The sequence below is a fragment of the Halorubrum lipolyticum DSM 21995 genome, from assembly GCF_000337375.1.
Taxonomy (GTDB): Archaea; Halobacteriota; Halobacteria; order Halobacteriales; family Haloferacaceae; genus Halorubrum; species Halorubrum lipolyticum.
This window is the reverse complement of sequence record NZ_AOJG01000018.1, coordinates 1-22,410: the sequence shown is the minus strand read 5'-3', so window position 1 is coordinate 22,410 and position 22,410 is coordinate 1. Positions and strand designations below refer to the sequence as shown.

The following is a 22,410-nucleotide window of genomic DNA, read 5'->3' as shown; positions in this document are numbered from 1 at the left end:
GGCCGGCGACCGTTCCGTTAGGCCTTTGCGCGACCGGCCCCTCCGGGCGATAGATGGAGTACCTGGAGCGCCGGGTCGCGCTGGTCGAGGACCGGCTGGAGGCCGTCATCGACGAGGTCGAGCCCGACGAGCTGTCCGAGGAGGTCGGCCACGTCGTCCTCGCCGGCGGCAAGCGAGTCCGCCCCGCCGTGACGATCCTCGCCTGCGAGGCGTTCGGCGGCGACCCCGACGCGGCCGTCGACTTCGCGGCCGGGATCGAGTTCGTCCACAACGCGTCGCTCGTGATCGACGACATCATCGACCGCTCCGAGGTGCGACGCGGCACGCCGTCGGCGTGGGCCGAGTACGGCTACGGCCCGGCGATCGTCGCTAGCGACGGACTGTTGGGCGAGGCGTTCGCGCTCTTCTCCGCCGACCCCCGCGCGATGCGGACCGTCGCCGAGGCGCTCGTCGAACTCGGGGAGGGCGAGGCCACCGAGCTGGCGGCCCGCCCCACGACCGAGGCCGAGTACATGGAGCTCGCCCGCCGGAAGACCGGCGCGCTGTTTCGGGCGGCCGCCGAGCTGGGAGCTATCGCCGGCGGCGCCGAGCCCGAGGCGGTCGACTCGTTCGGCGAGTACGCCGAGCGCGTCGGCGTCGCCTTCCAGATGCGCGACGACGTGCTCGACGCGACCGCCGACGCCGACGACCTCGGGAAGCCGACCGGGCAGGACGCCGAGATGGACCGCCCTTCGGTCCTGCAGGTCACGTCGCTCTCGCCCGAGGAGATCGACGAGCGCGCCCGCGAGCAGTCCGAGCTCGCGCTGGCCGCGCTCGACGACGCCGACCCGCCGGAGACGGAGGCGATCGAGTACCTCCGGGACCTCGCGGAGTTCGTCGTCGTCAGAGAGCGATAAAAAAGCGAGCGCTCCGCCTAGGCGTCTCCGGTGTCCTGCGGCGGGAACAGCGGGGTCGGGTCCTCGTGGTCGAACTCGACCCGCTCGTCTCCGGAGAGCGCGTGGACGTAGGTCGTCATCGCGTCGCCGGCCCGGACGCGACCGAGCATACGGTCGGCCTCGGCGACCCGGTAGTACAGCGGGAGGCAGAGCGCGGTCTCGCTCGCCGTCGCCCGGAACACCAGCGTGAGGTAGACGATCCCGTTCTCGTGGGCGCGGAACGCCTCGAACTCGTCGAACTCGTCCACCTCGACCAGCTCCGTGAGCCGGTCGAACTCCTCGCCCGACAGCAGCACGTCGAGCCCGACCTTCTCGTCGACCGAGTCGCCCGGCGCGGGGACCGGCACCACGTCGCCGGGGACCGGCGCGAACGCCGTCCATCCGCGGTCCCGGTACTCCTCGGCGGTCGCACGGCACTCCTCGATGACCGTGGTCCACGTGTCGTCGTCGTCCGCGAGCGGGTGCTCTTCCACGTCCATACACGGCGTAGGCGGCCGACGGCGGGTAAAGGTTCCCTCCTGTCCGCTGTCACCGACGGACGACTGAAGGCAAAAGTATATCCATAGAGGGTCGGAAACTCGCCACATGCCTCCTCTACTTTCGCTCTCGAATCTCCGGACCCAGTTCTCGACGGAACGGGGACAGGTGAAGGCTGTCGACGGGATCGACCTCGAGATCCGCGAAGGCGAGACCGTCGGTCTCGTCGGCGAATCGGGATCCGGGAAAAGCGTCACGGCGCTGTCGACGATGGGTCTCGTCGACGACCCCGGCGAGATCGTCGGTGGGACCGTCGAGCTGACAGAGGCCCGGGTCGCCGACGAGCTCCGCGACCGGTACGACACCGCGGAGTTCGTCGACGGCGACACGATCGACCTCACCGCCGCCCCCGAGGAGGCGCTCCGGTTCGTCCGCGGCCGAGAGGTGAGCATGATCTTCCAAGACCCGATGACGTCGCTGAACCCCTCGGTGACGGTCGGCGAGCAGGTCGCCGAGAGCCTCAGGCTCCACCAGTACGGCGGGCGCCGCCGGGACTCGTGGTTCAACGCCGTGCGCGAGATTCTCCCGAAGATCAGCGGCGACGTGGACGAGGCGGTCCGCGAGGAGACCATCGAGGTGCTCGAGGAGGTCGGCATCCCCGAGCCCGGGGCGCGGATCGACGAGTACCCGCACGAGTTCTCCGGCGGGATGCGCCAGCGCGTGCTCATCGCGATCGCGTTGGCCTGTCAGCCGGGCCTCCTCGTCGCCGACGAGCCGACGACCGCGCTGGACGTGACCATTCAGGCGCAGATCCTCGACCTGATCGACGACCTGCAGGCCGACCTGGGGATGTCGGTGCTGATGATCACCCACGACCTCGGCGTCGTGGCCGAGACCTGCGACCGCGTCGCCGTGATGTACGCCGGCGAGATCGTCGAGGAGGGCCCCGTCGAGGAGATCTTCGGGAACCCGTCGCACCCGTACACGTACACCCTCCTCGAGTCGCTCCCGACCGAGGAGAAGGAGCGCCTCACGCCGATCGAGGGGAACGTCCCCGACCTCATCGACATGCCGACCGGGTGCCACTTCGCGCCGCGGTGCCCGTGGGCGACCGAGGAGTGCACGAGCGGCGAGATCCCGTACCTCCAGCATGGCGCCGAGGAGGTCGACCACCGATCGAAATGCGTCATGGAGTCGTTCGACAAGAACGAGTACGGCGACGACGAAGTCGCCCCCGGACGCGACCGGTCGATCGGCGAGCCGCTCGTCGAGATCGACGGGCTCCGGAAGTACTACGACCAGACCGACGGCGCGCTCGACCGGCTCCTCGGTGCCGACGACCGGAGCGTGAAGGCGGTCGACGGGATCGACTTCACGATCAACCGCGGTGAGACGCTCGGGCTCGTCGGGGAGTCCGGCTGCGGGAAGTCGACCGCCGGGCGGGCGCTGTTGCACCTCACCGAGCCGACGGACGGCCGGGTGGTGTTCGCCGGGACCGACCTCACCGGGCTCGACGGGTCGGCGCTGCGGGAGCAGCGGAAGAACCTCCAGATGATCTTCCAGGACCCGCTCTCCTCGCTCGACCCGCGGCAGACGATCGGTCAGACGGTCCGGGAACCGCTGTCGATCCACGACCTCCCGGAGAGCGACCCGGACGTGGCGGCCGAGGTCGAGGTGACCGTGTCGGGGATCGCCCGCGACCGGGTCGAGGTGACCGTCGACGACGAGATCGACGCCGTCGTCGGCACCGGGAGCGGCGTGGCGACCGCCCACGTCGACGTGACGGTCGCGGACGGCGAGGTCGACGTCGACGTGCGCGAACACCTCGGCGTCGAGGGGACCGTCGAGCGCACCGACGCCGGCGACGTGGACCGGGTCTCGGTGACAGTCTCGGCGGGCGACACCGATCGACTCCGTCGGCGGCGTCGCGTCCGCCAGCTGCTGGAGGCGGTCGGGCTCGAAGCGGGCCAGTACGACCGGTACCCGCACGAGATGTCCGGCGGTCAGCGCCAGCGCGTCGGTATCGCGCGGGCACTCGCGGTCGACCCGGAGTTCATCGTCGCCGACGAGCCGGTCTCCGCGCTCGACGTGAGCGTGCAGGCGCAGATCCTCAACCTGATGGAGGACCTGCAGGACCGGTTCGACCTGACGTACCTGTTCATCGCGCACGACCTGTCGGTGGTGCGGCACATCTCCGACCGCGTCGCCGTCATGTACCTCGGGGAAATCGTCGAGGTCGCGACCACCGACGAGCTGTTCGCGGACCCGCAACACCCCTACACCAAGGCGCTGCTCTCCGCGATCCCCGAGCCGGACCCGACCGCGGACACGGACGACCGGGTCATCCTCGAAGGCGACGTGCCGTCGCCGATCGACCCGCCGTCGGGGTGTCACTTCCGGACCCGCTGTCCGTCGGTGATCCCGCCGGACGACCTCGACATCGAACAGGAGACGTACCGCGAGGTGATGGACTACCGGCAGCGCGTCGAGCGGGAGGCGGTCGACGTCGAGACGATACTCGACGGGACCGGCGAATCGGCCGGACAGGTCGCGGCCGACGGCGGCACCGCGTCCGCCGGCCCGTCCGGGGGAGACGCGGCTCCGTCCGACGCGGTCGAGGCGGTCCGCGACGCCCAGTTCGATCGGTACCCGGACGGGCGCGCCGGCGAGGTCGTCGATCGGTCGATCGAGCTGGTGATCGCCGGCGAGTGGGAGGAGGCGGCCGCCGTCCTGGAGGAGACGTTCGCGAGCGTCTGCGAGCGCGAGGAGCCCGCGCTTCCCGAGGGCGACCACCCGGCCGCGTGTCACCTGCTCGACTGACTACGGCGGTGACCCACTCTCTCGACTGACTACGGCGGCGACGACGCACCCAGGAGGCGGACGGCGCGCGTCGGGTGCGGATCGAAACCACACCGCTCGAAACCATTCGAATCGGAACATTTCCGCCGGTTCGTTCGGTAGGTTTATACTGGCCACTGTTCAGATTCGATCCATGTCATCCCGCGACACGAACGTTTCACGGAGAAGGTTCCTCGGTGCCGCCGGTGGCGCCGCAGTGACGGTCGGTCTCGCCGGCTGTTCCGACGATGGCGGCGACGGGTCGGACGGCTCTGACGGGTCGGACGGTTCCGATGGGTCGGACGGCTCCGACGGGTCGGACGGCTCCGACGGCGACGACGACACCAGCCTCCTCCGGTACGGCCGGGGGAGCCACTCGTCGACGCTGGACTTCCAGAACAGCACGAGCGGTGAGGTCGCGAAGGTCACCGAGCAGATCTACGACACGCTCATCAACTTCGAGCCGGGCGAGTCGACGCTCACCGACGGGCTCGCCTCCGACTACTCGATCGAGGGCGAGACGGCGTCGCTCACGCTGAAGGAGGGCGTCACCTTCCACAACGGCGAGGAGTTCACCGCACAGGACTTCGTGGCGACGTACCGCCGCTTCGTCGACTCGGAGTACGAGCACTACGCTGGCGACGACTACGTCTCCGCGTACGGTCCCTTCACGCTCGGCAACTGGATCGACGAGATCCAGGTCGATGGGGACTACGAGCTGACGATCCAGCTCACGCAAACGTACGCGCCGTTCCTGCGCAACCTGGCGATGTTCGCAGCCTCCGTCCACTCCGAGGCCGCGATCGAGGAGTACGGCACCGACCTCTCGGAGAACGCGGTCGGGACCGGGCCGTTCGAGCTCGACACCCTCGACGACTCTAACGAGCAGATCCGTCTCATCGCGTACGACGACTACTGGGGCGACGGCCCGGAGGTCGACGAGGCCGTCTTCGTCACGGTCGGCGAGAACTCCACCCGTGCGCAGTCGCTCGCGAGCGGGGAGCTCGACATCATCGACGGCATCGGCGCGCAGTCCTCCCAGCAGGTCGACGGCGCGGACGGCGCCGAGCTCGTCCGTACCGAGGGGATCAACATCGGCTACATGGCGTTCAACATCGCGGCGGTCGAGGAGTTCCAGGACCGCCGCGTCCGGCAGGCCGTCAGCCACGCGATCAACACCGAGGCGATCGTCAACCAGCTCTACTCCGGTTTCGCGACGCAGGCCAGCCAGCCGCTGCCGCCGAACGTGATGGGGCACAACGACGACATCGACCCGTACCCGTACGATCCCGAGGAGGCGCAGAGCCTCCTCGAGGAGGCCGGCTACGGCGACGGGTTCTCCTTCGAGCTGGCGACGTTCCAGAACCCCCGCGGGTACAATCCCTCGCCGATCCAGACGGCCGAGACGGTCGCGTCCAACCTCGGCGAGATCGGGATCGAGGTCGAGATCAACCAGCAGTCGTTCTCGCCGTTCCTCGAGTACACGGCCCAGGGCCGCCACGACGCGTGTTTCCTCGGCTGGTACACCGACAACGCCGACCCGGACAACTTCGCGTACGTACTGCTTCACCCGCAGGTCGACGAGGGCGAGCTCACCGAGGACCAGGACTGGGTGAGCTTCGACGCCGAGGGGTACAACACCAGTAACCGCTCGGCGTGGGCGAACCAGGAGTACATGGACCTCGTCGAGCAGGGTCAACAGACGACCGACGAGAGCGAGCGCGCGAGCCTGTACAACGAGGCGATGCAGGTTGCCCACGATGAGGCCCCGTGGGTGTACCTGGACTACGCGGAAGAGCTTCGGGGCGTCGCCGACCGCGTCAACGGGTTCCAGATCGCCGCTATCGGCGGTCCGTTCCTGAACCTGGTCTCGCTGGAGTAGTCGGTCACTTCAGTCTCACCTTCGATGTTCCCAAAGCGATTTGTACTCAAGCGGCTGCTGTTGCTCGTCCCGGTGTTGATCGGAGTGGCGACGCTTGTCTTCTCCATCCTCCACCTCTCGCCGGGCGACCCGGCGCTCACGATCGCCGGGGAGCGCGCGAGCCAGGAGTTCGTCGAGCGCATCCGCGCCGACCTCGGGCTCAACGACCCGATCTGGGTCCAGTACGTCGACTTCCTCGGTAACGTCGTGCGGTTCGACTTCGGGGAGTCGTACGTCATCAACCGGAACACGACCGTTCGGGAGATCATGGCGAACACGCTCCCCGTCACGCTCGAACTGGCGCTGTACGGGCAGCTGTTCGGTATCCTGTTCGGCATCCCGCTCGGCGTGTTGAGCGCGGTGAAACAGGACACGCTCACCGACCACACCACGCGCGTCGGCGCGCTCGCCGGGATCAGCGTCCCGATTTTCTGGAGCGGACCGCTGCTGATCCTGCTGTTCGCGCAGGTGCTCGGGGTGCTCCCGACCAGCGGGCGGATCTCGTCGACGTTCAGCGTCTCCCCGATTCGCGTCACCGGGATGGTGACGATCGACACCCTGCTCGCCGGCGAGTGGGACATGTTCAAGTCGGCGGTCAGGCACATGCTCCTGCCGTCGCTCGTCATCGGCGTCTACTCGATGGCGCTCATCTCGCGGATGATGCGCTCGTCGATGCTCGAGGTCGTCAGACAGGACTACATGCGCACCGCCCGCGCGAAGGGGCAAGGCGCGAAGATCACCGTGTTGAAACACGGGTTCCGTAACGCGCTGATCCCCGTCGTCACGATCATCGGGATCCAGTTCGGCGGGCTGCTCGGCGGCGCGGTGCTGACCGAGACCGTGTTCGCGATCGGCGGGATCGGGACGCTGCTCGTCGAGGCGATCGAGGTCGGCGACTACCCGATCGTTCAGGGGACCGTCCTGACGTTCGCGTTCCTGTTCACGCTCGTGAACCTCGTCGTCGACATCACCTACTCCTACCTCGATCCGAGGATCCAACAATGAGCACCGAAACACTCACCGACGACGAGGGCGGGACGGCGAGCCGCGGGCTCGTCGACCGCGTCCGCGCCTCGCCGTTCCTCTCACAGCTGCTGTCGAACCGACTCGCGCTGGCCGGGCTCGCGATCATCGTCGCGATGCTCGTGATCGCGGTGTACGCCCGCCTGACGCTCGATCTGGACGTCATCTCCCGGTCGCAGCTCGGGACGAACCCGAACCGCGCCGCGCCGAGCCTGGAGTACCCGTTCGGAACCGACGGGCAGGCGCGCGCCCTCGTCCCCCGCGTCGCCTACGGCGCGTGGTACGCGATGCTGTTCGGCACGGTGACCGTCGGCGCGTCGACGGTGCTCGGGGTCGGCCTCGGTATCATCGCCGCCTACTACGGCGACATCACCGACAACGTGATCATGCGGACGATGGACGTGCTGCTGGCGTTCCCCTCGCTCCTCCTGGCGCTCGCGCTCGTCTCCATCTTCCCGGACGAGCTCGGGCTCTGGCGGGCGGTCGCGGCCCTGACGCTCGTCTACACGCCCCGGTTCGCCCGCGTCGTCCGCGGGGCCGCGCTCACCGTGCTGGAGAACGAGTACATCGACGCGACCGTCGCGCTCGGCGCCACGGACCCGCGGGTGCTCGTCAGGCACGTGCTGCCGAACTGCCTCGCGCCGATCACCGTCCAGTCGACGCTGAACTTCGGGCTGGCGATCATCGACCTGGCCGCGCTGTCGTTCCTCGGGTTCGGCGCCTCGGCCGGCACGCCCTCGTGGGGGCTCATGCTCTCGAACGGCGTGAGTCAGGGGCTGCTCACCGGCGTCTGGTGGTGGTCGTTCTTCCCCGGCCTGTTCCTCGCGCTGACCGTCCTCGGGTTCAACCTGCTCGGCGACGGGATGCGCGACGCGCTCGACCCTCGGATGCGGGAAGCGGTCGACTGATCGATGTCGCTGCCGCCGGCCGTCCGTGAACGCGGGCGGCTCGTCGCCGGCGGTGCCGTCGTCGGCTCCGTCGCGACGCCGGTCCTCGTCGCCGGGTTGGTCGCGCTCGGCGGGTTCGGTCCGCTGGCCGCCGCTGAAACGGCGTTCGCGTTCGGCGGTCTCTGGTTCGGTCTCGCCCTCCTCGGATGGGCCGGGTCCGTCGCGTCCGGCCGCGCGATCGAGGCCGCACAAGAGCACCTCGACGCGGACTCCGGCTGGACCGAGCGTCGGTCTCGGCGCGCGATGGCGCGGATCGGCGGGTTCGGCGCCGGCATGATGCTCGTCGCGCCGGTCGTCGGAACCGCGGTCGGCTGATTCGGGCCGTTCTCCGACGGGCCTCGACGCCAGGGCCGGCGAGGCGGCGATCCGGCGGCGTGACCGGTCACACCGCGTGTGTCGAGTTTGAATACCACGTTCGTGGCGATCGACTCGTCCGTCGACTTCGACGTATTCATACTTGTGCGATCACGATCATCTACATGAACCGAGCAGAGAAGGCGGCCCTCCAGCTGCAGGCGGTCGCCGTGTTGCGGATGCTGAAGGAGACGCGAACCTACGAGGAGCTGTCGGACGTGACGGGGCTGCCCGCGGGCGACTTAAATCGGTACGTCAACGGTCACGTGCTCCCCGGCACCGACCGCGCGAGCGAGGTCGTCGAGGCGGTCGGCCGCGACGCCCTCGCCGACGAGCTGCTCGCTCGCGTCGAGTTCGACGACGAGGGGTACGTCGACAACTCGGGGGTCGTCTTCGACCAGTCGTTTCTCGACCTGGTCGCGCCCGTCGCCGCGGAGACGTTCGAGTTCGAGTCGCCGGACGTGGTGCTCACCGCGGCCACGGACGGGATCACCCTCGGCGCGGCGATGGCGTCCTTCTTCGACGCGCGGCTCGCGTACGCCAAGAAGTCGAAGGAGACCGCCGTCGAGGAGTTCATCGAGTCGCGCCAGCGGCTCGCCTCCGGGATCGAACTCACCTACTACCTCCCCGCGAGCGCGGTGGACGCCGGCGACACGGTCCTCGTCGTCGACGACCTGATTCGGTCGGGCGAGACCCAAGAGCTCCTCTTAGACATCGCGCTGCAGGCCGACGCCGACGTCACCGGCGTCTTCACCCTTATCGCCGTCGGCGACGAGGGGATGGAGCGCGCGCGCGAGATCACCGACGCCCCCGTGGGCGCGCTGACGACCTTCGAGTAGGCGCGACCGAGCTCCGTGTAGGCACGTTTGCGCATTTCTCTTGGCCCTCTAACGTTTTAAACCGCTTTTATATCCACGTTCTTGCATACCTCCCGCTAGCGTTCAGCAAAGCTTATCACTCGATCCCGGGGAAGACTCACCCGTTCAATGGGGCTTACAGACACGCTCGCTGCGCGGTTCGACGTAGAGGGGCACGACTCCGACGTCCGTACGGAGCTGATCGCGGGGCTCACCACCTTCCTCGCGATGTCGTACATCATCGTGGTGAACCCTGCCATCCTCTCGGAGGCGATCCAGATCGAGGGGTACGGACAGGGCGAGGTGTTCCAGATGATCGCCATCGCGACGATCCTCTCGGCGGCGATCGCGACGGCCGTGATGGCGCTGTACGCGAACCGCCCGTTCGGGCTGGCGCCCGGCCTCGGGCTCAACGCCTTCTTCGCGTACACGGTCGTCCTCGGGCTCGGCGTCCCGTGGCAGACGGCCCTCGCCGCGGTGTTCGTCGAAGGGGTCCTGTTCATGCTGCTCACCGTGGTCGGCGCGCGCGAGTACGTCATCCGGCTGTTCCCCGAGCCGGTGAAGCGCTCGGTCGGCGCCGGTATCGGTCTCTTTCTGCTGTTCATCGGCTTTCAGGAGCTCCAGATCGTCGTCCCCGACGACGCGACGCTCGTGACGCTCGGCGGGATCTTCGGGAACCCGTGGGCGATCTTAGGGCTGCTCGGGCTCGCGTTCACCTTCGGTCTCTGGGCGCGCGGGATCACGGGCTCGATCGTGATCGGCATCCTGACGACCGCCGCCGTCGGCTGGGGGCTCACCCTCGCCGGCGTCTTCGGGCGCGGCGCGATCACGCCGGAGACGCTCCCGAGCGCGCAGTACGACATCTCGCCGCTCGCGGGCGCGTTCGTCGACGGGTTAGGACAGATCGACCCCCTCACGTTCGTCTTGGTCGTGTTCACGTTCTTCTTCGTCGACTTCTTCGATACCGCCGGGACGCTCATCGGCGTCTCGCAGTTCGGTGACTTCCTCGACGACGACGGCGACCTCCCCGACATGGACAAGCCGCTGATGGCGGACGCGGTGGGGACGACCGCCGGCGCGGTGCTCGGCACCTCCACGGTGACGACGTACATCGAGTCGTCGACGGGCGTCGAGGAGGGCGGCCGAACCGGCCTGACGGCGTTGGCCGTCGCGCTGCTGTTCCTCGCGTCGCTCGTGGTGATCCCCGTCGTCGCCGCCATCCCGGCGTACGCCTCCTTCATCGCGCTGATCGTCGTCGGCGTGATGATGCTGCAGGGACTCGTCGAGGTCGACTGGAACGACCCCGCGTGGGCCGTCTCCGCCGGCCTCACCGTCACCGTGATGCCGTTCGCCTACTCGATCGCCGACGGGCTCGCCGCCGGTATCATCGCCTACCCGCTGATCAAAGTCGCCGTCGGCGAGTACGACGAGGTCGCGCTCGGACAGTACGTCATCGCGGCGCTGCTCGTGGTCTACTACGTGCTGCAGACGCGCGGCGTCATCCTGTGAGGGGCGTCGACGGCGCGGTCCGTTTTTAAGTGTCGACGCCGCCCGTGCGCGCCGCGCGCACCGCCCACCGTACTTCTTTACGCGTCTACGCCCTACGTGGTAGCGATGACGAACCTGACGCTCTACGAACTGGAAGGCTGCCCGTACTGCGCGAAAGTGAAGACCAAGCTCGCCGACCTCGACTTGGAGTACGAGTCGGTGATGGTGCCGCGCTCGCACTCCGAGCGCACCGAGGTGGAGGAGATTTCCGGGCAGACCGGCGTCCCCGTCCTCGTCGACGAGGAACACGGAATCGACGCGATGCCCGAGAGCGACGACATCGTCGAGTACCTCGAAGAGACGTACGGCAACGCGAGCTAGGCGGTTCGCCCGGAACCGCTTCCGACGCGGCGCCGCCGACCGATCGCGGGGCTATTTATCCGACGCCCGCCACGTGCCGGCGTGCGACTCGTCCACCGAAGCGCGTCATCCGATAGCGACCAGCCGCCGGTGTCCCTCGCGAGCGACGTCGACGTGGCGCGCTCGACGTTCGAACAGGGCCGCGGGCTGATGTTCCGGCGGTCGATCCCCGACGGCTACGCGCTCGTGTTCCCTTTCGACGCCCCGGACACGCAGTGGCTCCACATGCTGTTCGTTCCCTTCGCGATCGACGCGCTGTGGCTCGTCGACGGCGAGGTCCGGAAGGCGAAGCGGCTCGCCCCGTTCGTCGGGCTGGGTCGCGGTCGCGCGGACACGGTCGTCGAACTCCCCGCCGGCGCGGCCGACGAGGTCGCCGTCGGCGACGAGGTTCGCCTCGTCGAGTGACGCCTGGACCGACACCGCCCGACAGCCCGACTCACCCGTCGTTCGGCGTCCGAAGCTCGATCTCGATCCGCGTGCCGCCCGCCGACGCGGAGCCGATGTCGAACGACCCGCCGCCGGCGCTGACGATCCAGTTGACGTACCAGAGGCCGAGCCCGCTCGCGTGCTCCAGCGGCGTCTCCTCCCCGGTTAGCACCGACCGCTCGGCCGGGGGGATCCCCGGTCCGTCGTCGGCGACGACGAGCGACGCCCACGACTCGCTCGGGAGCTCGGCCGCCGAGATCTCGACCCGCGGGCGTTCGGCCTCGCTGTGGCGGACCGCGTTGTCGACGAGCTCCGCGATCGCCTCGGCGAGGTAGCCGATCGCCGACACCGTGATCCCCTCGGGCACGTCGACCTCGATGTCGGCGCCCTCGCGGAGCTCCGACGGGAGCGAGACGAGCGCCTCGTCGACCGCGTCGGCGAGATCGAGGCGCCCCGGAGTCGGTCGGTCGGCGAGTAGCCGCTCGACCCGCCGAGAGGTCTCGCCGACGCGGAGCAGGCGCTCGGCGGTGTCGACCACGCGTTCGAGCTCGCTCGCCAGCTCCGGGTCGTCGACGGTCTCGATGGCCCGCTCCGTGAACCCGGTCACCACGTTGAGGTCGTTCCGGAAGTTGTGCCGGAGCACCCGCGTCAGGACGGCGAGCCGCTCTTCGCGGAGCGACGCCTCCGTGCGGTCCTCGCCGACGCCGATCGCGCCGACCACCCGGTCACCGTCGATGATCGGCCCGAGCGCGAGCCGGTACGGAACGCGCTCGCCGGACCGCGTCAGAAGCGTCGCCTCGCAGTCGGCCGGCTCGCGCTCGCGGTACACCCGCCGGAGCGCTTCGGCGACGGCGTCGCGGCTCTCGTCGTCGAACAGCGCCGTCAGATCGGTTCCGGACAACGCCTCGCTCCCCCGGCCGGCCTCGGCGGCGAGCCGGTCGTTCCAGCGCGCGAGCGTCCCGTCCGCGCCACACTGGAACAGCGCGGCCGGCACGGTCGAGGCGACCGCGTCGACGACGCGCAGCTGCGACCGGAGGTCCTCCTCGGCGGTGACGCGATCGGTCACGTCGGTCAGCCCGACGATCAGCCACCGCTCGCCGGCCATCGTCGTCGCCCGGAGCGACAGCGAGAGGCGGCGGCGTCCCCGCTTTCCGCCGGTCTCCCACTCGAACTCGGTGACCTCGTCCCCGTCGACCGCCTCGTCGACCGCTGTGCCGATCGGCTCGCCGTCGACGGTCTCGTCGGTCTCGCCGAGGTCGGCGAGCCCCATCAGCGTCAGCGTCCCGCGGTCTTGCCCGAGCAGCGCGGCCGCCGGCGCGTTCGCCGCCCGGATCGCGTGAGACTCGGGATCGCAGGCTAACGCCGGAGTCGGAACCGCCTCGACGAACGACCGCACGACACGGGGTGTCGACTCGCCGTCACGATCCATTCATACCTCGCCTGACGCCCTCTGCACGTATAAACGTCGAGGGGAGTTCCCCGACCGCGGCGGCTATCCTCGGCGGTCGGGAACTCAATCCGCCTTCGCCTGCCAGTCGCGGACCGTGTCCGCGCCCACGCCGTCCACGTCGGCGGCCAGGTCGTCGGGGTCGACCGACTTGAGGTCGTCGACGCCGTCGACGCCCGCGTCCTGCAGTTTCTCGGCGGTCTTCTCGCCGATCCCCTCGACGGTCTGGAGCTCGGAGCCCTCCTGCCGCGCCGTGAACTCCCGGTAGTTGCAGATGGGACAGCCGAGCTCCCACGGCTCGTCGCCGGAGTGGACGCGGAGGTGCGGGAGGTCGTGCTCCTCGCAGCTCTCGTCGGTGACCTCGATCTCGCCGCGGCGGGGGAGCGGCAGCGAGTAGTCGCAGTCGGGGTAGCGCGTGCAGCCGACGAGCCGGGAGCCGGAGCGGAGCCGCTTGATGGCCAATTCTCCCCCGTGCTCTTCGCCACACTCGGGACACGCTCCGATAACCTCGTCCTCCTGCTCGTCGGCCTCGTCGGCCTTGCACTGCGGGCAGCCGTGGACGAACGTCTTCCGGCCCGCGAGCATCTTCACGTGCCGGAGGTCGTGGTCCTCGCAGGTCTCGTCGAGGATGAGCGGTTTGCCCGTCGAGGGGAGCGGCAGGGTGTGCTCGCAGTCGGGGTAGCCGTCGCAGCCGACGAAGTACGACCCCTGCCGGGACTTCCGGACGAGGAGGTCCTCGCCGCACTCGGGACATGGACCGAGCGTCTTGTCCGCCTTCAGCGACTTCTGGAGGTGGTCGCCGACCGCCTCGCGCGACTCGGTGAGGTCGTCGAACACGCGGTCGAGCAGCTCGCGGGACGCCTCGGTCACCTCGTCGTACCCCTTCTCGCCGGCGGCGATCGCCTGCATGTCGCGCTCGAGCTGGGCGGTCATCTCCTCGCTGACGACGTGCTGGGCGAACTCCTCGGCCGCCTCGACGACCGCCTCCGCGAGCCGGGTCGGCCGCGGCGGGTCGCTCTCGATGTAGTTGCGGTCGTACAGCTTCTCTAAGGTGCGGTGGCGGGTCGCCTTCGTGCCGACGCCGCGCTTCTCCATCTCCTCGATGAGCCGGGACTGCCCGTACCGGCGGGGCGGCTGGGTCTCCTTCGCGTCCGTCCGCCGGTCGGTGAGCGCGAGCGTCTCCCCCACCGCCACGTCCGGGACGATCCGCTCGTCGCTGGAGCGGTAGGGGTAGACGTCGTGGTAGCCGGCCTCCAACAGGCGCTTCCCGTTCGCCTTCAGCCGGAGTCCACCGTCGGCGACGAGGTCGCCCGGGCCGCTGGCCTCGTCCGGGTTCCGGAGGGCGGCGAGCCCGTCCGCGCGCTCGGCGATCGCGGTCGCCTCGCCGTTCGCGAGCGCGACGACGCGGAGCCGCTCCCACGTCGCGGGCTCGGCGCAGGTCGCGAGGAAGCGCCGGACGATCAGCTCGTACACCTCCCACTCGTCCTCCGAGAGGTCCGACGCCGAGGGGAGCTCGCCGGTCGGGTGGATCGGCGGGTGGTCGGTCGTCTCCTCGTCGCCCTCGGTGGGTTCGATCTCGCGGTCCGCGTCCAGCAGGCTCTTCGCGTCTTTCCCGAACGTCGAGGCGGCAGAGAGCTCCTCGATCAGCTCGCGCGGGTCCAGGTCTTCGGGGTAGACCGTGTTGTCCGTCCGCGGATAGGTGACGTAGCCGGCGGTGTACAGGTCCTCCGCGAGCGACATCGCGCGCTGGGCGGAGTAGCCGAGCGAGCCGGCGGCCCGGATGAACGCCGTGGTGTTGAAGGGGGTCGGCGGCTCGTCGGTGCGGGTGCGGCGGCGCACGTCGTCGACGACGGCCTCGCCGGCCGCCGCGAGCGCCTCGGTCAGGACCTCGGCGACGTCGCCGTCCCACACGCGCTCGGCCTCGTTGCCATCGTCGTTTAAATAGAAGTAGCGCGCCTCGAAGGGGTCGCCGCCGGACTTCGTCAGGTTCCCGTACAGCTCCCAGTAGGCCTCGGGGTCGAACGCCTGGATCTCGCGCTCGCGGTCGACGATCAGCTTGAGCGTCGGCCCCTGCACCCGGCCGACGGAGATGAAGTCGTCGCCGAGCTGCCGGGCCGACAGCGAGAGAAAGCGGGTGAGCGCCGCGCCCCACGTGAGGTCGATCACCTGTCGCGCCTCCCCGGCGGCCGCCAGGTCGAAGTCGAGCTCGTCGGGGTTCGCGAACGCCTCGTTCACCTCGTTGTCGGTGATCGAGGAGAAGCGGACGCGGTCGATGGGGGCGTCCTCGTTCACCTCGCGCACCAGCTCGTACGCCTCCTTGCCGATCAGCTCGCCCTCGCGGTCGTAGTCCGTCGCGATGACGACTCGCGAGGCGTTACGGGCCAGTTTGCGGAGGGCCGCGACGATTCCCTCCTGGGTCGGCTCCTTGGTGACGGGGGCATCGATGAGCTCGACCGGCTCGACGTCGCGCCAGTCGTTGTACTCGGCGGGGAAGTCGACCCCGACGACGTGCCCGGAGAGGCCGATACAGCGCTTGCCGCCCCACTTGTACACGTTCACGTCGTTCTGCCGCTCCGTCGTCGCGGACTCGCCGCTCAGGATGTCGGCGATGCGACGCGCAGCGTTGTCCTTCTCCGTGATTATCAGTTCGGGGCCGCGACTCATTGCTCCGAGATAGGCCGCTCTCCCGTCTAAAGGTTTCGCGATACGCTTTTGATCGCCCGCCTGCGCGGCTGTACGCGTGTGTTGTCTCTGGTTCGAGTGAGCGATCGCGTGTCGTCGCGTGGGTTTGTTTATAAGTGATTGACTGCGGATCGACGGAGAACACCTCCAAAGCCCCAGTCGCGAGGACGGCGCACGTTCGCTGCGCTCCTCGCTCGCGTTGCTCGCTGCGGTGCTTACGTCACCTGCGTCGTCCTTCCGGGAGACGTTGTCTCCCGTCTTCCCGCTCGCGTTGCTCGCGGGAATCGCGACTGCCCCTTTGAGTCCCACCCCGCACCGNTCGTCCTTCCGGGAGACGTTGTCTCCCGTCTTCCCGCTCGCGTTGCTCGCGGGAATCGCGACTGCCCCTTTGAGTCCCACCCCGCACCGCGCAGCACCGCCGGAAGACGGTCGCCTCGCTTCGTCGCCGGGCTTCGCCCGGCTGCCCGCGAGACCGACGGTCTCGCACCGCTCGGCGCTGCGACTTCCGTGCTCCCGGTCGCTCCCTTCGGTCGCTCACGGGACCGCACCTCACGCCTCCCCAGCCTCGTCGGCGCGGCGCTTATAAGCGCCGCACCGACTCCCTCGCGGGCTCCTCGCGGCCGCGAGAGGCGGCCGCTCGGAGGCGCGCCACCGCATTCATTTATAAACAGTTGTCGCTCCCGATCACTGTTCTTTATAAGCAGAACTCGCAGAATACGGCGTGATTCGACGGGACGCGGTACGAAAGGTCTCGTCGTAGCCCGCGCTACTCCTCGTCTTCCTCGTCCGGCTCGGTCGGCACCCCGCCGAGGTTCCCCTCGCCGTCGAACAGCTTGGCGCGCAGGAATCGGGTCCGGTAGCGGTTCGCTCCCTCCTTCGTGTCGGCCTCGCGGATCTCGTCGATCCGGCCGTCGGCGACCGCGTCGATGATGTCTTCGACCTGCTCTTTCTCGCTCGGGGTCAGATCGAACTCGTAGGTCCGCGGCTGCTCGCTCTCCAGTCGGGTCCACTTGCGCGCGGCCGAGACGACGACCGAGCAGGGCTCTCGGCAGGGGAAGACGCCGTCGCCGCCGTCGACGTCGAGGTCGGTCTCCTCGTCGTACCCCCACTCCCGACGCTTCAGACACTGCGAGTCGTCACAGCACGCCTCCGCGACCCAGTTGACGTGCTCGTGACCCTCGCCGCGGTCCCACGTCTTCACGACGCCGTAGATGCCGGACTGGCGCTCCATCGTCTCGCGCCAGTGGGTCACGTCGAGCTCGCCCTCGCGCTCGCGGTGCCAGTTGGCGACCGTCGCGGGGTAGATCGTCTCAACGGCCTCGTACGCGTCCCGCGGACCGAGGTCGGGGAAGGCCCACCCGCCCGCCAGCGACGGCGCGGTCTTGAGTGGGCGGTACCGCCCCTTCCCGTCGAGCGTCACCAGATCGCGGGCGTCGAGCGGGTCGTCGTACCTGTCGAGATTGTCGACCGGAACGCCGGCGTCGTCGGCGTGGCGCACGTCGTACCGGCGCTCGCCGCGGTCGGTGACCGTGGCCGTAATCCGCAGTTCCCCCCACGCGCGCTCGATCCCCTCCGCGAGCGCGGCGTACCGGGTCGCCACCGTCGCGCCGTCGGCGTCCTCCAGCCAGCGCAGGAACGCGCGACGCGGGCCGAACTCGCCGACGACGCGCTCGAAGGCGTACCAGTCGGTGACGGCGGCGGCGCGCTCGGACAGCGCCTCGTGGAGCTCGCGCTCGCTCAGGGCGGTCCGGGGGTCACCGTCGACGGGGTCGAGGCGGTACGCGCCCGTCGCGTCCTCGTCGCCCCCCTCGGCGTCCTGCGCGACGCTGAACCCTTCGAACCGGAGGGGATCACCGGGGTCGCGGTCGGCGAGCGCGTCGAGCACCGCGTCGAAGGCGTCGCTCGGGAGGTCGATGTCGGGGACCTCCGGGTTGGTGGCCGAGTCCGTCGAATCCGCGGCGGGTTCGGCCACGGTCAGTCCCCCGTGGCGACGCGGGTCGTCTCGCGCACGTCGTCGAGCGCGCCCCCGAGGTCGGCGCCGGCGTCGGCCGCGCGTTCCAAGAGCACGTCGGCCATCAGGGGCTCGGTGCCGACCGCCCCGGCGTACCAGATCCGGGTACCGTCGACCTCGGTTGGCACGTCGTACCCCTCGGTGTGGTCCTCGCAGAGCCCCACGTCCTCCGGGATGTCCTCCTGGGTGTGGTAGCCGTCGGCGATGAAGAGGGGGACCAAGACGACGTCGTCGCTCTCGAAGAACTCCGGGAGGTCGTCGACCTCGGGGTCCTCGTCCATGTACAGCGCCTTCACCTCGTCGAAGCGGTCGCGCTCGGCGATCCGGTCCGCGTGGTACTCGATCGCCTTCGCCGAATTCTCGTTGCGCTCGGTGCCGTGGCCGACGACGGCGAGGCCGAAGCCGTCGCCCACGTCGGGGTCGTCGGTGACCGACTCCGCGCGCCGGACGATCACGTCGGTCATCGCGCGGTGGGTCCCCACCGGGCCGCAGTAGTGGACCTCGCGGTCGATGTCCTCGGCGACGAGCGTCGCCTGATCGGCCGAGAGGCCGTCGGAGTCCCACTCCGACACGTCCCACCCCTCCAGTCGGAGTTCGCGGGGGATCACCTGCTCGGTGAAGTAGCCCTCGGAGACGAACAGCGGGACGACGTAGATCTCGTCGCCTTCGACGGTGCGGAGCACCTCGCGGAAGTGCGGTTCCTCCTTCCAGAAGCCGGTCTTCACCTCGTCGAAGGCGCCGGTCGCGCGGACGGTGTCGGCGTGGTCGTACGTCGGCGCGCTCGACCCCGGATTGAGGTGTGAGCCGTGTGCGACGATGACGAGCGACTGCATACCCGTTCTGGGGGCGCGTCGCTCATAGGGGCTTCGGCACGTGCGAGTTCGCGGGAAGCCGACCGCGTCGCTCCCGCACCGACCGCCGACCGAAATCGCCATGGCGCCCCGCGCCGCAGGTCCGGCCATGTCGCTGGCAGCCGACACCCGCGAAGCGGCCCGCGCCCGCCCGTTCGTCCTCGACGCGCTCCGCGCCGGCGTCCTCAACCACAGCGCCGCCGCCGCGTGGCTGGCCGACGAGGCCGACCTCGGCGACGGTAACGGCGACGCCGACACCGACGCGATCGCGACCGCGCTCCGCCGGTTCCGCGAGGAGCTCCCCGACTACGGAACCGCCGAGCGCGCGGCCAGCGTGTCGATGCGGAGCGGGGTAGGAGTCGTCGACGACGACGGTGGAGACGTCGACGGATCCGACGCCGACCCTCTCCTCCGCGTCGGGGGCGCGGCGGTCACGCCGGCGGGGCGCGACACCGCGATCCTCGCGACCGGCGCGGTCGACGCCGCGGCGCTGGCGGCGGTCCTCCGCCGGCTCGCGGTCGCCGACGTCGTGGTCGAGGCGGCCGGCGTCGCCGGGGAGACGCTCGTCGTCGTCGTGGGGCGGCGCGACGGCGCGACCGCGGTCCGGGTCGCCGAGGCGGCGCTGGCGGCGGTGCCGACCGACGGCGAGTGACGGGCCGCTCCCGCTACCCGCACGCTTTTCTAACGCCGTCTGATAGGTAGGGGCGATGAACGCCGTCACGCTCGGTCCCGCCGGCACGTACTCGCACCGTGCGGCGCGGGCCGTCGCCGCCGAGGTGTCGTTCCGAGAGTCGGTCACCGGCATCGTCGACGCCGTCGCGGCCGGCGAGTTCGAGCGGGGGGTCGTCCCCATCGAGAACAGCATCGAAGGCTCCGTCACCGAGAGCCTCGACGCCCTGGCCGACCACGACGTGGCGGTCACCCGCGAGGTCGTCACCCCGATCCGGCACGCCCTCCTCGCGCAGGGGCCCGAGTTCGAGGTCGTCGCCAGCCACTCGCAGGCGCTCGCGCAGTGTCGCAACTGGCTGGAGGCCAACTACCCGAACGCGGGGCTCGAAGCGGTCGCCTCCACCGCCCGCGGGGTCGAACGCGCCCGCGAGGACGGTCGCGTCGCCGGGATCGGCCACCCGGACAACGCCGGCGACGACCTCGAGATCCTCGCCGAGGACATCCAGGACCGCACCTCGAACGCGACCCGCTTCCTCGTCGTCGCGCCCGAGTCCGCGCGCTCGGACGCCGGCGGGAAGACGACCCTGATCGTCTACCCGAACGCGAACTACCCCGGGCTCCTCTTGGAACTCTTAGAGGCGTTCGCCGACCGCAACCTCAACCTCTCGCGGATCGAGTCGCGCCCGAGCGGCGAGCGCCTCGGCGACTACCTGTTCCACTTCGACGTCGACGCCGGCCTCTACGAGGACCACATGGCGAAGGCGGTCGAGGATATCGAGGCGATCGCCGACAACGGCTGGGTCAAAGTGCTCGGGTCGTACGACACCGAGCACGTGTTGGAGTAACGCCGCTCCTGACGCGGCCGACGGGATTCGACACGAGACAGAATTTATCAATTAGCTTCGGTAACGTGGGAACATGAGCGGTGCCTCCTTCGTCGTCAGCGGCTTGGTCGGCCTGTTGATCGGTGCCCTGTTCGGACCGCCCGGAGCGCTCTTCGGACTTATCGTCGGCCTGTTCGTCGGTGCGTTCTTCTGGGACGACAAACCAGACGACAGCCAGCGCGTGGCCGAACTCGAACAGCGGGTGAACGAACTGGAGGGGGAGTTGGAAAACGAGCGAAACGAGTGACACCGCGCCCGCTGTCCGCGCGCTACTCGAACCGGTACGTCGCGCCGTCCGGCCCGTCCTCGATCTCGACGCCCACGTCGCGAAGCGCGTCCCGAAGCTCGTCGGCGCGCTCGTAGTTGCCGGCCTCGCGCTCGGCCTCGCGCACGTCCAACACGAGTTCGACCAGCTCGCCGGCCAGGTCCACGTCGCCGTCGGTCGTCGACTCGAACTGGAGGCCGAGCACGCCGCCGGCGAGGTCGTCGAACGCCTCGACCGCCTCGCGGAGGGCGCGGTAGTCGTAGGCGGTCTCGTCGTCGGCTTCGTCTCCCGCGCCGGCGTCGTCTCCCGCCCCGTCCTCGACCGCGTCAACGTGGCGGTTCACGGCGTCGGTGAGGTCCAACAGCGCCGCGGTCGCCTCCCGGAGGTTCAGGTCGTCGTTCATCGCGGTCGCGAAGTCGTCTCGGGCGGTTTCGACGGCCTCGCGGAGCTCCTCGTCTTCCGCCTTCGCGCGGGCCGCGGTCGAGTCGAGCGCCGCGACCGCGCGGTCGTAGGTGCGCGAGAGGCGCTCCCAGCGCTCCTCGGCCTCGGCGATCGTCTCCTCGGTGAGCGCCTGCTCGGAGCGGTAGGCGGCCCCGGCGTAGAAGGTCCGGATGGCGTTGACGCCGAGTTCCTCTAAGGCGTCCGGCACGGTCCAGAAGTTCCCGATCGAGGATGACATCTTCTCGCCCTCCATCGCCAGCAGGCCGACGTGGAGCCAGTGGCGCGCGAACGTCTCGCCGGTGGCCGCCTCCGACTGCGCGATCTCGTTCTCGTGGTGCGGGAAGACCAGATCGCGTCCGCCCATGTGGATGTCGAGGGTGTCGCCGAGGTGCGTCGTCGACATCGCCGAGCACTCGACGTGCCACCCGGGGCGGCCCTCGCCCCACGGCGACTCCCACGTCTCGCCGCTCGGCGTCTCGGTGCCGTGGTCGTGTTTCGCGTGCTCGCGCGCGGCGGCCTCGCTCACGCCGTCGGCCTTCCACAGCGCGAAGTCCGACGGGTTGCGCTTCTCCGAGCGCTCGTCCGGCTCGCCCTGCGCTTCGAGTTCCGCCACGTCCTGGTTCGAGAGCTTCCCGTAGTCGTCGAAGCTCGTCACGTCGAAGTAGACCGAGCCGTTCGACTCGTAGGCGTACCCCTTCTCGACGAGGGTGGCGACGAGGTCGCGGATCTCCGGGACGTGCTCGGTGACGCGGGGGTACACCTCCGCGCGCAGGAGGTTCAGCCCGCGCATCGCGTCGAAGGTGGTCGCGGTGAACGACTCGGCCACGTCGCGCTCTTCGGCCCACTCGTCGCGCTCGCCGATCCGGGCCGTGATCTTCTCGTTGACGTCGGTGACGTTCTCGACGTGGCGCACGTCGTAGCCGACGTGCTCCAGCCACCGGTGGAGCACGTCAGCGTGGAACCACAGGCGGGCGTGTCCGAGGTGGGGGTCGTCCGACACCGTCAGGCCGCAGACGTACAGCGTGACGTCGCCGTCGGCCGTGAACTCGACGCGCTCGTCTGCCAGGGTGTCGGTAACGACGAGACTCATTACCGAGTGGTTGCCGAGGTGAGCGTTTTAAATCGTCGGATCGGGCGAGACGACGAAGACCTGTATTCTGGCGACTCGCCTGCTTACGCGTTCATAGCCGACATCGACCGTGGATAAGTGGCAAATACCGTCAAATCCCCAGCCGCTCGCTTATACGTAGCTGACAGCGAATCAGCGGTGAACACCGCCAAAGCCCCAGCCGCGCGGGCGCCGTACGCTCGCTGCGCGCTTCACTCGGTCGCTCACTGCGTTCGCTCCCTCGTTCCAGTGCTTCTTGCGTCGCCTACGGCGCCCGCGCGGCAGCGAGGCGCTTCGCGCCTCTGGCAGCCGGCGCGTAGCGCCGGCGACTGCCCCTTTGAGTCCCACCCCGACCGCACAGCACCG

General features: G+C 69.5%; 19 protein-coding genes. 13 read left to right on the top strand and 6 right to left on the bottom strand.

Annotated elements, in window-relative coordinates:
- The first annotated feature begins 53 nt into the window (after positions 1-53).
- A complete protein-coding gene (locus tag C469_RS07450) occupies positions 54-896 on the top strand; it encodes a polyprenyl synthetase family protein (protein ID WP_008005272.1) in 843 nt (280 codons plus the stop codon).
- A 17-nt stretch (positions 897-913) separates the two neighbouring features.
- On the opposite strand, the gene C469_RS07445 is transcribed toward C469_RS07450, so the two are convergent.
- A complete protein-coding gene (locus tag C469_RS07445; protein WP_008005270.1) occupies positions 914-1,414 on the bottom strand; it encodes a DUF7529 family protein in 501 nt (166 codons plus the stop codon).
- Between the two features lie 106 nt (positions 1,415-1,520).
- On the opposite strand from C469_RS07445, the gene C469_RS07440 reads away from it, so the two are divergent.
- The 9 genes from C469_RS07440 (at position 1,521) to C469_RS07400 (ending at position 11,665) form a co-directional block, all read left to right on the top strand.
- A complete protein-coding gene (locus C469_RS07440) occupies positions 1,521-4,232 on the top strand; it encodes an ABC transporter ATP-binding protein (RefSeq protein WP_082230118.1) in 2,712 nt (903 codons plus the stop codon).
- Between the two features lie 172 nt (positions 4,233-4,404).
- Positions 4,405-6,132 (top strand): ABC transporter substrate-binding protein, encoded by a 1,728-nt coding sequence (locus C469_RS07435; protein ID WP_049911127.1) that lies wholly within the window; start codon positions 4,405-4,407, stop codon positions 6,130-6,132.
- Between the two features lie 24 nt (positions 6,133-6,156).
- A complete protein-coding gene (locus tag C469_RS07430) occupies positions 6,157-7,176 on the top strand; it encodes an ABC transporter permease (RefSeq protein ID WP_008005263.1) in 1,020 nt (339 codons plus the stop codon).
- Positions 7,173-8,102 (top strand): ABC transporter permease, encoded by a 930-nt coding sequence (locus C469_RS07425; protein WP_008005261.1) that lies wholly within the window; start codon positions 7,173-7,175, stop codon positions 8,100-8,102. Before C469_RS07430 ends, C469_RS07425 begins: the two co-directional genes overlap by 4 nt.
- 3 nt (positions 8,103-8,105) lie before the next feature.
- Entirely contained in the window at positions 8,106-8,456 is a 351-nt protein-coding gene (locus tag C469_RS07420; protein WP_008005259.1) for a DUF7268 family protein, read from the top strand.
- A 164-nt stretch (positions 8,457-8,620) separates the two neighbouring features.
- The gene (locus C469_RS07415; protein WP_008005257.1) at positions 8,621-9,334 is read left to right on the top strand and encodes a phosphoribosyltransferase family protein; all 714 of its coding nucleotides are present in this window, start codon (positions 8,621-8,623) and stop codon (positions 9,332-9,334) included.
- A gap of 147 nt (positions 9,335-9,481) precedes the next feature.
- On the top strand, positions 9,482-10,861 hold the full coding sequence (locus tag C469_RS07410; protein ID WP_008005256.1) for an NCS2 family permease: 1,380 nt from the start codon (positions 9,482-9,484) through the stop codon (positions 10,859-10,861).
- Between the two features lie 105 nt (positions 10,862-10,966).
- Entirely contained in the window at positions 10,967-11,221 is a 255-nt protein-coding gene (locus tag C469_RS07405; RefSeq protein ID WP_008005254.1) for a glutathione S-transferase N-terminal domain-containing protein, read from the top strand.
- Between the two features lie 81 nt (positions 11,222-11,302).
- Positions 11,303-11,665 (top strand): DUF192 domain-containing protein, encoded by a 363-nt coding sequence (locus C469_RS07400; RefSeq protein WP_049911126.1) that lies wholly within the window; start codon positions 11,303-11,305, stop codon positions 11,663-11,665.
- 31 nt (positions 11,666-11,696) lie between these two features.
- On the opposite strand, the gene C469_RS07395 is transcribed toward C469_RS07400, so the two are convergent.
- The 4 genes from C469_RS07395 to C469_RS07380 form a co-directional block, all read right to left on the bottom strand.
- The gene (locus C469_RS07395; protein WP_049911124.1) at positions 11,697-13,115 is read right to left on the bottom strand and encodes a sensor histidine kinase; all 1,419 of its coding nucleotides are present in this window, start codon (positions 13,113-13,115) and stop codon (positions 11,697-11,699) included.
- A gap of 84 nt (positions 13,116-13,199) precedes the next feature.
- Positions 13,200-15,797, bottom strand: coding sequence for a DNA topoisomerase I (locus C469_RS07390; RefSeq protein WP_008005249.1), 2,598 nt, complete (start codon positions 15,795-15,797; stop codon positions 13,200-13,202).
- A 784-nt stretch (positions 15,798-16,581) separates the two neighbouring features.
- Positions 16,582-17,787 (bottom strand): DR2241 family protein, encoded by a 1,206-nt coding sequence (locus tag C469_RS07385; RefSeq protein ID WP_008005247.1) that lies wholly within the window; start codon positions 17,785-17,787, stop codon positions 16,582-16,584.
- Between the two features lie 2 nt (positions 17,788-17,789).
- Positions 17,790-18,659: a CbiX/SirB N-terminal domain-containing protein gene (locus C469_RS07380; protein ID WP_008005245.1), complete on the bottom strand. Its 870-nt coding sequence runs from the start codon at positions 18,657-18,659 to the stop codon at positions 17,790-17,792.
- Between the two features lie 127 nt (positions 18,660-18,786).
- Here C469_RS07380 and C469_RS07375 point away from each other — a divergent pair, with 127 nt between their 5' ends.
- The 3 genes from C469_RS07375 to C469_RS07365 all read left to right on the top strand — a co-directional run bounded on the left by C469_RS07375 (position 18,787) and on the right by C469_RS07365 (position 20,477).
- Positions 18,787-19,329, top strand: a complete 543-nt coding sequence (locus C469_RS07375) for a DUF7523 family protein (RefSeq protein ID WP_008005244.1) — start codon at positions 18,787-18,789, stop codon at positions 19,327-19,329.
- A gap of 55 nt (positions 19,330-19,384) precedes the next feature.
- On the top strand, positions 19,385-20,191 hold the full coding sequence (gene pheA, locus C469_RS07370; RefSeq protein WP_008005241.1) for a prephenate dehydratase: 807 nt from the start codon (positions 19,385-19,387) through the stop codon (positions 20,189-20,191).
- Between the two features lie 73 nt (positions 20,192-20,264).
- Positions 20,265-20,477: a hypothetical protein gene (locus C469_RS07365; RefSeq protein ID WP_008005240.1), complete on the top strand. Its 213-nt coding sequence runs from the start codon at positions 20,265-20,267 to the stop codon at positions 20,475-20,477.
- 22 nt (positions 20,478-20,499) lie between these two features.
- Here the strand turns inward: C469_RS07365 and cysS are convergent, their stop codons facing one another.
- Positions 20,500-22,026 carry a cysteine--tRNA ligase gene (gene cysS / locus C469_RS07360; protein ID WP_008005239.1) on the bottom strand — a complete coding sequence of 509 codons (1,527 nt, stop codon included), beginning with the start codon at positions 22,024-22,026 and terminating at the stop codon, positions 20,500-20,502.
- Positions 22,027-22,410 lie beyond the last annotated feature (384 nt).